Here is a 13,727-nt window from a genome sequence, read left to right as displayed (position 1 = left end):
CTATCAAACAACGGTTCTGTGCCTTTTCATTCGCCTGATTCGGGCGTTCTTTTCATCATAATGATGACGTAAATAATTTAACCCTTACTAGGGCTTGTTGATCTTTTGAGTTTAACATTTAATCTAAAACTGCGTTGTTTTCACCCTAGCACGGCAAAGCCGTACTAGGTTACGATCAGCCTACGGCTGACTCAGCCCCTCTGGGGCTGTAAAGAGTGGCGGAGCCACTACACTGTGCGTAACCGATTGCGACCGTAGGTCGCTGTCGGATAAAAATAAAGCTACCTTGGTGTAATTTATATTCTCAAAAGATCAACAAATCCTACTTTTTTCTGAGCAAGTTACTTGGCATTTGCTCATTGGTTTATTTTTGCAAAATTTTAGGAGAGAAATAATGAACGAACGTTTTATTACTATTTTAGGTTGGGTGGCGACTTTTACCGCTGTGTGTATGTATGTGTCGTATTTAGAACAAATCGGTTTAAATTTAGACGGCAACAAAGGTGGATTGATTCAACCCCTTGCCACCGCAGTCAACTGCACCCTTTGGGTTTGCTATGGTTTATTTAAAGAAAAACGTGATTTACCTGTTGCCTTAGCTAATTCACCGGGTGTCGTGCTTGGGTTAGCAGCATTTGTGACGGCGATTTAATAGGTTAAAAAACAGGAGTATCTATGACATTCAGTACTTTTTGGCGTGAAAAATCTTCATTTAATCCGTTTGTAACAGGTGCAACGCTATTGATTGTCGTGCTGTTGGTTGCAAGCACCTTACTGCTGCCTTTGCAAACGCAAGCTGTTTTAGATGGGCTAAAGTCAGGTATTTTTCAGTATTTTAGTTGGTTTTATATTTTAATTTGTTCGATTTTTCTCTTTTTTCTGATTTTTGTTGCAATCAGTAATTTCGGCAATATCAAACTCGGCACAAACGAAGAAGAGCCTGAATTTAGTTTCCTTTCTTGGTTGGCAATGCTGTTTGCTGCAGGAATGGGCGTAGGATTGATGTTCTTCGGCGTTGCCGAGCCGCTTTCTCACTATAATTCGGAAATCACTTCAGGCTCATTAGCTCAACGTACTCAAGAGGCACTTTTGCATACCGTGTTCCATTGGGGCATTCACGCGTGGGCGATTTATGGTGTGATTGCATTGGCTCTCGCTTATTTTGCCTTCCGTTATAAATTACCACTAGCATTGCGTTCTTGTTTTTACCCGCTTTTTAAAGAGAAAATTAACGGCAAGATCGGCGATATCGTCGATATTATGGCACTTATTGCAACCTTATTCGGGATTATTACCACCTTAGGCTTCGGTGCGGCACAACTGAGTTCAGGATTACACACCTTAGGCTGGTTTGAAAATGGCGATTTTGGCTTACAAGTTGGCGTGATTATTGTCGTAATGCTCCTTGCGGTGTTATCTGCCATTTCAGGCGTGGGCAAAGGCGTGAAAATTCTTAGCGAAACTAATTTAGGCTTAGCGATTTTATTGATGTTGTTCGTCTTGTTCACAGGTCCAACACGCTATTTGCTCTCTGCGTTTAGTGAAAATATTGGGACTTATTTAAGCAATTTAATTCCGCTTAGCTTCAAAACCTTTGCTTATGAGTCAGAACATATCGGCTGGTTTAACGGCTGGACAATTCTTTACTGGGCGTGGTGGTGTTCTTGGGCACCTTTTGTCGGCTTGTTTATTGCTCGCATTTCTCGTGGTCGCACAATCCGTGAATTTGTCTTCGGTGTGTTGGCAATTCCAAGCCTATTTTGCTTACTGTGGTTCACGATTTTTGGGAATAGTGCCATTTGGTTTGACAGCAGTATTGCACAAGGTTCGCTTTCGGCAATGACTTCAAGCCCTGAAACCTTACTGTTCAAATTCTTAGATTATTTACCGCTTTCAAGTTTAACGAGTTTGGTTGCCTTAAGTTGTATCGCTCTCTTTTTTATCACTTCGGCGGATTCAGGTATTTATGTACTAAACAATATTGCCTCACGAGATAAAAGCTTGGCTTCACCTCGCTGGCAAGCGGTAATGTGGGGCGTGTTGATGTCGCTGGTGGCAATTACGCTATTAGGTGCAGGCGGTTTGGCAACGTTGCAAACAATGACATTAATCACCGCGCTTCCCTTTGCGATGTTGATGGCGATAATTTGTGTCAGCCTTGCGAAAGCGTTATGGCTAGACAAACAATATTTCGAAGCAAAATTTAACCCGACCACGGTACTTTGGACGGGCGAACGTTGGAAATCTCGCTTAAAACAGATGATGAACCCGACGGAAGACAAAGATATCCTGAAGTTTCTCAAGCAAACGGCATTACCCGCAATGCGAGAGCTACGAAATGAATTACGTTCGGAATACGATCTAACTGTTGATGTGTTATCGGATTTCACCGCCGATGAGCCTTTTGTCGAATTTGTGATCCACAAAGATTCGCTGCAAGATTTTAAATATGGCATTCGTTCCGTTGAACGGGAAATTGCCGAGCAGTTGGTGAAAGATGAAACCTTGCCGCATATTCAGCAAAACACGGTTTATGAACCAATCAGTTATTTCTTTGACGGGCGAAACGGCTATGATGTGCAATATATGACTCACGAAGAGTTAATTGCCGATATTCTTAAGCATTATGAACGTTATCTCAGCTTATTAACAGGCGTTGGGCAAGAACTAATGACCCACGAACAAACCGAGCTAGCAGAATAAAAAAGAGCGGTCGGATTTTGTGAAATTTTTGCAAAAAATCACGAAAATCTGACCGCTCTTTTATTACTGTTCTTTCTCCATTTTCACAGGAAAGAACAAACTCAATGGTTGTCGTTTCACCTGTTGCCAGAAGGCTTGAGCAATATTTTTCCAGCTATCAATTTCTGCATTCAGAGAACGCAAAGCAACAAACAGCGTAAGCGAAAAACTCACCGCCAAATTAACCGTGCCAATGAGTAAGATAAAAAACAGACTTTGCAGGAAAATGCCACAGCCTAAATCACCGCTCACCACCGCATAACCCACGTTTGCTGAAGAGAAGGCAATATGGCGAATATCCAACGGCAAGCCAGAAAGATAGCCAACCACGCCCGTTAAACCAAGCAGCATACCAAAGCACAGATTACCCATAATTGCACCGTAATTTTTATGGATATATTCTGCAAAAGCGACTCGCGTTTTCAACGGCATTATCCGTTTTAAAAGCGGGTGTTCCGTTAATCGCATTCGCATATTCAAATAGTTACAACGGTTATCAAAAAATCCTGCAATAATGCCTGCACAGAAAAGCCACACGCCTGCAATGGCAGCAAACCATAAAGTACCGCTTAGCGGATCAATGGAGTGCAGTTGATATGCCACTTGATCTTGAGTGAGCAAAGGTTTATCTGCAAAGATTTCATAGCTAGTTGCCACCACACTTGCCACCAATACCGCAATCAGCACATTGCCTAGCACCGCTGCAGTTTGCGAGCGAATTACGTCCATCAATAATTGTGCCAATTTTGTATTCACCGCTTTACCTTGCTGTTGCCCAACGGCTTCGGCAAATCGTGCGGCAGTCATTGCTGGCTGTTTGGTTGCTACGGTAAAATGCAGCATAAAAATTAAGGTGAAACCAAAGCCATAATTTAGCCCTTCTAAAACGCCTCGCCACACTTTGTCATCAACAACTGTGCCTAAATAAATTTTGAGAAGTGCCATTAACGCAATCAACACACCACCGCCTGCGGCAGAATAGAACATGGCGAAATATTCCTTGCTGGAATGGGCAATATAATGCTCACCGTGATCGCTTGCATTTTGTGTAATACTGCGGGAGAGCATTCGTACACTTTGTTTCAGCAAACTTCTTACGCTATGTTTATCCGCCGAAGCCTGTGCAAGATTGGCGATCAACAGCAACATTCGGCGAGGCAAAAAGCGGTTAGACGCAAATACGCCCATCAACACCGACAAACGCTCTAAACTTTGACTTAGACGTTCGAGTAGATATGCCACGCCAAGCGATGAACCCTGTGTTGCCCCTTTTTTCTGCAACCGTTCGATTAACGATTTACTCTGTTCAAACATCACTTGTAAATGAGCATCATCAAAAGGCTGTTGTTGATTTTGGGCTGCTATCCAAAGGGACACCTCTTTTTGTAATTCGACAAAAGGGCTATCTGCACTAAGCAAACTTGGATCAAGCCGCATTAATTCAGGTTCAATATCTTCCGCTGCAATCCAAATAGAGAGCATTTTGATCGCAAAAAGCCCTTCATAACGGAAGTGATTTTGCAAAGTTTCACGCTCGTGCGGCGTGGTTTTGCGATAAAGCAAACGGAATAATTTATCCCATTTTGCCAACGGAATAAGGCTTAGCCATTCGCTATCGTTTTTGTCTTTAAACAACAGAAAGAACACATCTCGCAAATCGCTGCTATCTTTAAAAGACGGATTAATCTTTTCATACAGGCGTTTTTTCATTTCTCGCCCGAATCCGCTACGGCTTAAAATGCCTCGGCTGATAAACAACGGATACAATCGCATTGAACAGATCCAGCGACATAACGCCCCCGCAAATTGCTCAGCTAACGGGCGATCCTGTTTTAAGGTGTGAATGAGCAAAGAAAAATTTGCTGAAACATTGGTTTGATCGCTTCGCAACCAATCACAAATGTCATTTAATAATCCGAAAATATCCTCTTCCTGTAATTTTTGGGCAATAAAATCATTTAAATGGTGAGGTTTTAACATAGCCATTTTTACTCCTAACAACTACCAAGGCTTATCTTTAAAACATTCTACTAGAAAATCTAACAAAATCCGCACCGCTTTTGGCAATTTATTGCGTGAAGAATAAAGGGCGTAAGCCTGCATTTTCGGCAACTCCCAATCGGTTAAAAGTGGCACTAAGGTGCCAGCATTGAGCTCCTCTTCCACCAAATAACGTGGCAACATTGAAATACCGCCGCCAAGCATCGTGATCTGCTTTAATGAACTCGCTTCGTTGGTGCTAAAAACGTTATTCAAGGTTAGCTGAATCTGCTCGCCATTTTGACTAAAGCTCCATTCGCTGCGGTTAACGTTGGAGTGAGCCAAACAGCGGTGTTGTTGCAGGTCTTTCGGCAGTTGCGGTGTGCCGAAACGGGCGAGATAATCAGCTGTTGCCACCAGCACCGAATGACAAGGGGCAAGTGGTCGGGCAATTAAAGCTGGATTAGGGCTGCTGCTGATACGAATGGCAAGATCAATCCGTTCCTCCACCAAATTCAAACTCTCCTCACTTAAATTCAGGTGAATTTTTAAATTTGGGTGCAAAGTTTGGAACTGGTGCAACGCACCCAATAAATGCGAAGTGCTAAAAGAAAGGCTGGAGGTTAGCCGAATCACACCACGCAATTCGCCGTCTTGCTCCACCGCTTCTTGCTCAACATCTTCCACCAAATTTGCAATTTGTCGGCAATATCTCACCGCTTGCTCACCCGCTTCCGTGAGCGTAACAAGCCGTGTTGTACGATGAAAAAGCCGTGCGTTCAACCATTCTTCAATCAAGGCGATGTGCCTTGACACCATCGGCTTCGACATCTCTAATTTATCCGCCGTAGCAGTAAAACTGCCTGTTTCCGCCACCGTTAAAAAGACTTTAATTGCCGTTAGTCTATCCATTTTTTGCTCTCATTGTTTCAAAATATGAAACAAATATAATCGCTTTTTCGGTATTATGTAGCAGTTGCACAAAACACCAAAATCAACCTTTTACCCATAAAAAAATACCTTTAGTTCCTCTAAACTAAAGGTATTTTTACATTAAACCGTACTAACAATGTTTAGGTTTTATTGCTCCCGCCAAAAGCAGTTTTTTATCTTCTTCGCTTAAATTGAGGTTTACCTTTGTCCCTCGGCGTTTTTCGTACTCTTTTTCCCACAGTAGATCTTCCATCACAGGTGGGTAAGCTAATTCACAACGTGCCACATATTCAGGTTGCGTGAGATATTTTCTTATGCGGGCTGAACAGCGTAAGTTGCGTTCATCGTCTGCAAAACTCACTTCAACGCTTGTCATATTGGGCGCGGTATTATCGTCGGCAGGTGAATCAATATCTATTCTAAAGACAGCAACCACCACCTGATTATCTTTGATTTCATACGCGCCATAAATCGTGAAAAAATCGAACGGTAGGCGTTCAACACGTTTGGCGATACTGCGCAAATCATTAAAGATGGAAATAAAGTTGTGATTGCTGCTTGTACCTGAATAAAGCAAGGCTAATCCTTTCATAAAGTCTTGAAATTCGTCATAGGACATTTTGCTTAAATCTGCGTTTAGGGTTGATTGTGTCATAGTGTTTCCTTTTGTTTAGGCTGCGATTAAATGTTGTGGGTCATTGGAAGCTGTTAAGTTTGCCAAGCCGAATACGGCTTCAGCTTTCTTGTTGCCTTGCCAATAACCGACAAAATCGTGTGATGGCAAGGTATTCAAACAACAGTGTAAAAGTTGTTCAAATTTATTTTTAACGCTCTTACGGCGATTATCTTCTCGCCACGCCATTTCATTGGCGTAGTAGAGTAAGTATTTATTGCTCATTTTGTGATATACCCCTGTAATTGCCCGCCGTAGTCTTGCGAAAAAGGATTCCGCAAGATTGTTGGTGATGCCGTCTATCGAACAGTATTCTTGCGAGTGATTGACACGCCATAAGTCATAATGAAACGCGAGACTGTCATACGCTGGATTTTCATCCGCATGAATACGGCTGTTGGGTTTCACTAAGCGTTGAGTGAGTTGCAAAATGTCGTCTGCATTTTCTTCTTTCACTAACGCAACAATGGTGCGGTCTGCGCCTTTCATTACCGCTTGATTGGCAGCACGTTGGCGGAATACCAACACACAAGATTTATCAGGGCGTTGATTACGCTTTTTCCGTCTATCAATGCGTTTATGGCGAAAGTTTTTAGGGCGAATGTAGTAATTCGTGTAAGCCCCATCAATATGCACTTCACCTTTAAGCTGTGTTAAATCTTTGGCTTTATCTAGACTTTCCCTGAATTTGTGCAACAGTACCCAAGCGGTTTTGTATTGCACGTTAAGATGATGCGATAACGCAATTGCTGATATACCTTTGCTCGGTATTGAAAAGAACAGAATGGCTTTCAAAATTTTGTGCAGTGGTAATTTTGCACCTTGAAAAATCGTGCCTGCGGTAATCGAAAAGCGGTGCTGACAATGTTTGCATTGCCATTGTTTGCGAGTAGAAATGAAGTAAGCGTGGTGGCGGATATGGCAATGCGGACAAACGACATCATTCATCTCATCCGCATTTCCCCAACGAGCTTGTTTCAATAAGGCAAGAATTTCGGCATCAGAAAGCAGTGCCAAGCCATCCGAAGATAGCTGGCGTGCTGCCGCTGATAATGCAAAATGCTGTGCCATAGAAACAAAAATCCCTTCATGAAAACTCTACTGCTTTTAAACCTTTTACAGCTTAAAAAACGAAAGTCATCATAAAGGGACTATTCTCTGTGGGAAATAAGGTATTATATTAAGAGGTGTTTGTCAAGTTTTTTCTTTTGTCAAGAATTTTTTGAGATTTTTTGCATTTTTAAGAAAAGTTAGCTTGAATAAGGGTTGAATGTTGTCAAGGGAAATTTTTTAATGCGTTTGATTGATGATATTTTGAACAATTCAAAAGAATGGTTTAAATTGAATTCTGTACAAATAAAAAGCAACCTTTCCGAAGATAAGGTTGCCTTTTTTCTCTTATGAATAAATTAGTTGAAATCTGTTAATTAACGTAAGTTCATCGGTAATGCTTGTGGGTAAGGATTACCCATAATGCGTGGACTGTACGGATATTTGTCGTCATACAGTGGCGCTGGACCGATTGGATCTGCTTCTTTCATATCTTCTACAATTTACTTAATGCTATTTTTTTGTTTGAATGAGAAATTTTAAAATTTTGGTGTAACGCCTTAAAGACTAATCTTTTTTCATTACACCTATTTAGTCGATTACAATCTATCACCATAAGGCAAAGATTTTATGTAATTTTCCATAAAATCCCAATCAGGAATATAACCTGTATCAGAATACTGCTTAGATTTATCAATAAGAGGAGAACCATTCGGATTTTTTACAATAGGTAACTTAATGATTTCTTTTTGTAATTTCCCTAAGATTCTTGCCCTCCCATAGGAAAAACGATAATATTCGTTATTGAGAATAGTGCTGACAAACATAGCATTATAGACATTCAGGTTATCGTTTCTTAAAGTATAAACTTTGTTACCAGTTACAAAATCTTCTGGTTGGAAAAAGCTATAAATACCCTCAGCACCAATAGTTAAACATCCTCCTTTTACAACATAAGATTCATCAATATCAACATAGCCAGTACAACCATTATTCTCACCACTACGAGAGATAAATGGTATGTTACCATCGCTTAAATCATCTTTAACCAACATAGTAGTTGTTTCGCATTGAAATACACGTCCTACTTCAAAACTTTCCCATTCATTAATATTTAATTCAAATGGCATATTATATTTGTTTTTTGTAGTAAGTGGCTTATACGACAAAGATCTTATATAATTGTCCATAAAATCCCAATCAGGCTGATGCTCATTACCATTTATTCTTACTGGTAAAAGTATTTCTATTGTTGGTATAGTCTTATTTGCTATGGCGACCATAGCTATAACGAAATTTATTAGCTTCTATCAATGTAATAATAAAAAATTTGGCATATTCACTGATATTGTATTTTGCTTCTAATGTATATAAATCTCTACCACTATAAAATGGTTCAGATTGGTAAAATGAAGATAATACACTGCCTCCAGCAGCAACGCTGATCAAACCTGATTTTTGAGGTTTAATATTTTCCATCTTGGCAACTTTAGCTGAAATACCATTATTTATTTCGGTTCTGCTAACAAAATTAATTGCATATTCATCATTGGATTCCGTACAAGTATTTAGTTCAAGGTTTGAACCATATTGAATATTAAATAAATCTTTTAACAGAAATGGTTTCCAATGCGATATATTAAGATTCATAAATTTTTCCAATTTTTATTTGATAAGCAAGATAACTATTGATAGTTTGTTGAAAATCGTTTTTGGTAAGTTTGCTATAATCGGTTTTCATGTAAGCTTCACAAAGCCATTCATCATTTCCAGTAACTACCGCCATTGCTGATAAGCCATCCACAATAGTTTTATTGCGATACATCGCAATCCAATCGTTTTCAATTTTTTTCCAAAGGCTATTATTTTCTTCATCAAACTGTTCAATTCGCCCTAAGTTTTTCTTTTTCTTAAATCCATCTTCCTTATAGTACCCAAAAAATGTTTGATTTATTGTGCCATCAGTATTTTTATGTGGTTTGCCAAGTGTAAATACCATACAACAAGCAGATGCAGATGCCCCCGGATAGAAAATTTCATTTGGTAATGAAAATACTGCTTCAAGGGTATTATCAATAAGTATTTTATGTTTTGCCTCAGTTAAAATATTGCTTGTACCAATAGCCACAGCGACAGGTAATAATACAGCTAATTTTACTTCTTTTATTTCTTCGCCATTGGCTAAACGTTGCTCATTCATCTCTTTTATGCAGTCAGAAATAAATTGAATAAAAACCATTCCTTTGGTCGGATCTTCTTTTCCTTCCTTAGCAGCTTTTGTCCAAGATGATTTATATATAGATGGTATACTAATTGGTTTTGCGTTATAAGGTGGGTTCATTAAAATTACATCAGGATTGGCTTTTTCAATAAAGGTTTTATTTTCAAATAAGTTACCTAATTTGATATTACTATTACCATCACCATGAATTAGCATATTAGTTGTAGCTAACCCATAAGCATTTTCTTCAATTTCTATACCCCAAATATGCTCTCTTTTTACTGTTTCTGCCCAAGATAATTTTTGTTCGTTAGTTGTTTGCATCGCATGACAATCAGATAATTTTTTTACTAAAGCTTGTACTAGGAATGCTCCTGAACCGCAAGTGCCATCAAAAACTCGTTTATTACGGTTAATATCGGTAATTCTACACATGAATTCAGTAATGTGATCAGGTGTAAAAGCCTGATTTTTATCAGCTTTACCTGTGTATTTATTAAATGCAATAAAAAATAGATTTAAAATATCTTGTCCTTCAGAACTTTGAGTATCAATATAGGCATAAATATTTTTTGTTATAGTATCTAAGATCTTTACCCAATCAGTAGTTGTTAATCTCTTTATTTTTTGATTTGCAAGCACATTTTGTTGAATTAACTCAATTTTTTTAGTTTTGTTTTCAGATCCATTTAACAATCCAGATAAAGTATCTTCAATACCAGCTCTGATTTGTTTTTCGGAAAGATTAGACCAAAATTGTTTTAGTTTTTTACAGGTATCTTCATCAATAAGATCATACCCTTGTTTATTAATAGTATCTTTGATATACAATAAAGTTGTACCTACAAATTGACTTCTTAATTTTTCATCAATGTCTTTTTTGTGTAATAACTCATTTAAATCATAAGTGTTTTTTAAGACTTTCTCTCTATTATTTTGTTTGTTTTCAACAAATAAAGATTTATAGTGTTCGAATGTGTCAATAACCTTTTCATTTTCAAGGAAATGATCATCATCAATAAATGATTTCCAAACTTTAATTTGATCATTTTTAGTATTAGCTAAAATGCAAATAACCTTTTTACTATGATGTAAAGCTTTTTCCTCATTTAAATATTCCCTTAATTGATCTTCATCATTTTTAACAAATTGTTGTTTAGTTTCTATCAAAATAACAATATTATCAAATTCAAAACGAATATCTAATTTAAAATGTTTGGGTGTATAACCAAGAGCATCAACTAAAGATTTTTTACTTCCAGCTGCTGCAACATAACTATATTCCCCACCTTCAATATTAGATATATGGTATTAAATACCAATCCTATTAATAATAGATGTTCTATCCATTAACAACCTCCCAAAATAAATTTGCAAGGTTGATATTTAGAGAATAAGCTACTTGTAGGCTTGTAGGCTTGTAGGCTTGTAGGCTTGTAGGCTTGTAGGCTTGTAGGCTTGTAGGCTTGTAGGCTTGTATTAGCATTGGGAGGTTCCTTTTATTTATCAAGTATTATTTTAACTCTGTATTGATTGCTTTAAACGATATTTCTACCGCTTTTTGTAATTCATTTGACATTGCTCGATAATGATTAAGTAGCTCAATTTCGGTTTGATTCAGGTCGGTTTGTTGTTCGGTTTCTTTAAACATCTCACCTTCACCACTGACTAGCCAATTTAAGTTCACCCCCACTTTAGCGATTGCGGTCATACCTTCGGCATTCGGCTCACGCTCGCCGCCGATATAGCCTTGCATTGTTCGGTAGGGTAATCCTGTCAGCTCTGCGAACTCTTTAATTTTCCAATTCTTATGCTCACAGACGAGTTTTAATCTTTCTGATATACGCATTTGTGCATTCTCAATCGTGCTTTATATTGACAAATAACGCAAATGAGCGTATATTTGCACTTAATGAATTAAATTATATCGCATTTGAGCGTGTAGTTACTAATGATTTTTAAGCTTGTAATTACTGATGATTTATTCGATAAACCAATAATTCATTCGATAAATTAACAACACAAAGGTTTACATTCTGTCTTATGGCACAACACTTCCTACTGAATTCCAAAGCGAAAACGCTTTCTACGTTGCGGATAGCGCGCCTATCTGACGAAGAAGCGTTTGCGTTTTTATGTGAATTACGTTGGGGAGGTCAAGAGCAGGTTGTTTGCCCGAAATGTGGTGTACAGCATAAAGCTTACTTTATTTCTACGCGCAAACAGTGGCGGTGCAAGCATTGTAAACATACCTTTTCGATTACATCAGGCACGATTTTTGCCAACCATAAATTACCCCTTCAAACCTATTTATATGCCATTGCGCTATTCGTTAATGCGGTAAAAGGGATTTCTGCGTGTCAGCTTTCGCGTGATTTGTGTGTGCAGTACAAAACCGCCTTTGCCCTTTCACATAAAATTCGTGAAAGTTTAATGGTACAGCGTGCGCTTTTCCCATTGCAAGGCGAAATCCATATTGACGGCACGTATGTACATGCCGCCCCACGCCCAAAGAATAAGAAATCTGAACGAGTGGATAGACGATTAAAAGCGAATAGTAACCCAAACAAACGTGCGGTTTTGGTGATGCGTGAACGTTATTCTGCAGAAGAAACCGCAAAGAATCCACTATGTGTTGGTGCGAAGAAAACGCTGACATTTCCGATTTTGTCTGAGAATACCGACACCGTGAAAAAACTCGCCACGGCATACATTGCGCCAAACAGCCGTATTCACGCCGATGAAAATGCCGCTTACGATGAATTAATGGTACGTTACGACCTACACCGCGTAAACCACCAAAAAGAATACCGTAGCGATGAAGGTATCACAAACAACCTTGCGGAAAGTTATTTTTCTCGCTTTAAGCGTATGTATTACGGTCAAGTGCATAAAATGAGTAATATCTACCTTGATAACTATGCCAATGAAGTTGCCTACCGAGAAGATACGCGCAGACTGGATAATTTCACCATTTTTAAAGACATTACCAACAAATGCCTTGCCACTTCATCAGATAATCACTGGAAAGGCTACTGGCAAGGGCATCATAGACAAGTAGAACGGTTGGTGATGTAATGGCATATACGTTGGATAAAAAGCTCAAAGAATTAGAATTTGAGCGTAAACAGGTGCAACAACATCTTGCCTTGCTTGACGACAAAATCTACACCTTACGCAAAGCCATTCAAATAATGGAAGAAGAACATCAAGATATTACCGAATACAACACGGCACAATTCCAATATCGCACACGTCGTCGCCGTTTTAACACCAATTCAGCGACCTTGATTATCCGTTTACTCAAAACCGAGCAAAATCGTTATTGGCGAGTGGAAGAAATCACACGCGAAATCTTAATTGCGGATAATCAACCGAATACCCTAGTAAACCGCACCTATATTAAGAATGTTCACGCTGCGATGGATAGACTACTCAAGAAGGGTATTGTTGAGCGAGAATCGGATAAGGCGCATAAGGTGGCACTGTGGAAATTGAAAGCATAAAAATAGCGGCAAACACCGCTATTTTCTAGGCTTCAATTGCTTTTATCCGCCATTTAGACCGCGCAAAAATCCCACGCCTTTTCGCTTTATGATGTAAATACGTTTCTTCCCTTTCAATAATCCCTTGCTTGTACAGTTTACGAAGTGCGTTGCCCACCGCATACTGATGTTCACGCCCCACGATAATGCGATAACCTGATTGCAAGCCCTTATCCAGTTTCATGACATCACTGGTGAGCGAATGTAACGTCCGCCAATGGTTCTCGCGTTTGAATACTTCGGCAATAAGCTGTTGTATGCTGCCTTCAAATAACTGTTTACGCACCAACCGTTCAGCATCAAAGACTTTACGAATAGACTTAAAGTCAAAATGGGGATCGAGATAACCGAGCGTTTTCTCAAAAGACTGTATCTGCTCGCCGAGCAAGTTTAATTGGTCGTTTAGCTGTGCAATTTGATAAGAGACGATTGCTTTTTCTTTGTAACTTCTTTCAATTAACTTAGCAAGCTGGGAAACAAGGTGACTTTCTGACATAAAAAATCCTCATTGATGATTAACACAATGAGGATATGTTAAGAAATTTGGTGAGTTAAATCTTTGTGCAACTGCTACATAATACCG

The 13,727-nt window shown here is 38.9% G+C and carries 13 protein-coding genes; 4 read left to right on the top strand and 9 right to left on the bottom strand.

Translation table 11 applies throughout. From position 1 onward, the window contains the following. Positions 1-394: 394 nt before the first annotated feature. Together CVP04_RS08670 and CVP04_RS08665 are read left to right on the top strand one after the other, a co-directional pair. Positions 395-652 (top strand): SemiSWEET family transporter, encoded by a 258-nt coding sequence (locus CVP04_RS08670; RefSeq protein WP_100297117.1) that lies wholly within the window; start codon positions 395-397, stop codon positions 650-652. 23 nt (positions 653-675) lie between these two features. Next, the gene (locus CVP04_RS08665) at positions 676-2,703 is read left to right on the top strand and encodes a BCCT family transporter (protein WP_100297116.1); all 2,028 of its coding nucleotides are present in this window, start codon (positions 676-678) and stop codon (positions 2,701-2,703) included. 63 nt (positions 2,704-2,766) lie between these two features. On the opposite strand, the gene CVP04_RS08660 is transcribed toward CVP04_RS08665, so the two are convergent. The 8 genes from CVP04_RS08660 to CVP04_RS08625 all read right to left on the bottom strand — a co-directional run bounded on the left by CVP04_RS08660 (position 2,767) and on the right by CVP04_RS08625 (position 11,448). Beyond that, a complete protein-coding gene (locus tag CVP04_RS08660; protein WP_100297255.1) occupies positions 2,767-4,722 on the bottom strand; it encodes a site-specific recombinase in 1,956 nt (651 codons plus the stop codon). 21 nt (positions 4,723-4,743) lie between these two features. Continuing rightward, positions 4,744-5,634 carry a LysR family transcriptional regulator gene (locus CVP04_RS08655; RefSeq protein WP_100297115.1) on the bottom strand — a complete coding sequence of 297 codons (891 nt, stop codon included), beginning with the start codon at positions 5,632-5,634 and terminating at the stop codon, positions 4,744-4,746. Between the two features lie 151 nt (positions 5,635-5,785). After that, positions 5,786-6,310: a hypothetical protein gene (locus CVP04_RS08650; protein WP_100297114.1), complete on the bottom strand. Its 525-nt coding sequence runs from the start codon at positions 6,308-6,310 to the stop codon at positions 5,786-5,788. A 15-nt stretch (positions 6,311-6,325) separates the two neighbouring features. Then, complete coding sequence (locus CVP04_RS08645) at positions 6,326-7,399, bottom strand: IS1595 family transposase (RefSeq protein ID WP_100297113.1); 1,074 nt, start codon at positions 7,397-7,399, stop codon at positions 6,326-6,328. Between the two features lie 578 nt (positions 7,400-7,977). Next, positions 7,978-8,661, bottom strand: a complete 684-nt coding sequence (locus CVP04_RS08640; RefSeq protein WP_100297112.1) for a restriction endonuclease subunit S — start codon at positions 8,659-8,661, stop codon at positions 7,978-7,980. After that, positions 8,642-9,028 carry a restriction endonuclease subunit S gene (locus CVP04_RS08635; RefSeq protein ID WP_100297111.1) on the bottom strand — a complete coding sequence of 129 codons (387 nt, stop codon included), beginning with the start codon at positions 9,026-9,028 and terminating at the stop codon, positions 8,642-8,644. The genes CVP04_RS08640 and CVP04_RS08635 overlap by 20 nt, the downstream gene beginning before the upstream one ends. Further along, positions 9,018-10,769: an HsdM family class I SAM-dependent methyltransferase gene (locus CVP04_RS08630; protein ID WP_207761633.1), complete on the bottom strand. Its 1,752-nt coding sequence runs from the start codon at positions 10,767-10,769 to the stop codon at positions 9,018-9,020. The genes CVP04_RS08635 and CVP04_RS08630 overlap by 11 nt, the downstream gene beginning before the upstream one ends. A gap of 343 nt (positions 10,770-11,112) precedes the next feature. Beyond that, positions 11,113-11,448 carry a helix-turn-helix domain-containing protein gene (locus CVP04_RS08625; protein ID WP_100297110.1) on the bottom strand — a complete coding sequence of 112 codons (336 nt, stop codon included), beginning with the start codon at positions 11,446-11,448 and terminating at the stop codon, positions 11,113-11,115. A gap of 194 nt (positions 11,449-11,642) precedes the next feature. Here CVP04_RS08625 and CVP04_RS08620 point away from each other — a divergent pair, with 194 nt between their 5' ends. Next, the gene (locus CVP04_RS08620; RefSeq protein WP_100297109.1) at positions 11,643-12,677 is read left to right on the top strand and encodes an IS1595 family transposase; all 1,035 of its coding nucleotides are present in this window, start codon (positions 11,643-11,645) and stop codon (positions 12,675-12,677) included. Then, positions 12,677-13,105: a hypothetical protein gene (locus CVP04_RS08615; RefSeq protein ID WP_100297108.1), complete on the top strand. Its 429-nt coding sequence runs from the start codon at positions 12,677-12,679 to the stop codon at positions 13,103-13,105. Before CVP04_RS08620 ends, CVP04_RS08615 begins: the two co-directional genes overlap by 1 nt. 25 nt (positions 13,106-13,130) lie before the next feature. Here the strand turns inward: CVP04_RS08615 and CVP04_RS08610 are convergent, their stop codons facing one another. Beyond that, entirely contained in the window at positions 13,131-13,640 is a 510-nt protein-coding gene (locus CVP04_RS08610) for a hypothetical protein (RefSeq protein ID WP_100297107.1), read from the bottom strand. Positions 13,641-13,727: the final 87 nt, after the last annotated feature.

Origin of the sequence: Caviibacterium pharyngocola (assembly GCF_002795405.1) — a bacterium.
In the GTDB taxonomy this organism is placed as follows: domain Bacteria; phylum Pseudomonadota; class Gammaproteobacteria; order Enterobacterales; family Pasteurellaceae; genus Caviibacterium; species Caviibacterium pharyngocola.
Note: the sequence above shows the minus strand (reverse complement) of the source record. Positions and strands in the feature narration are given on the sequence as shown.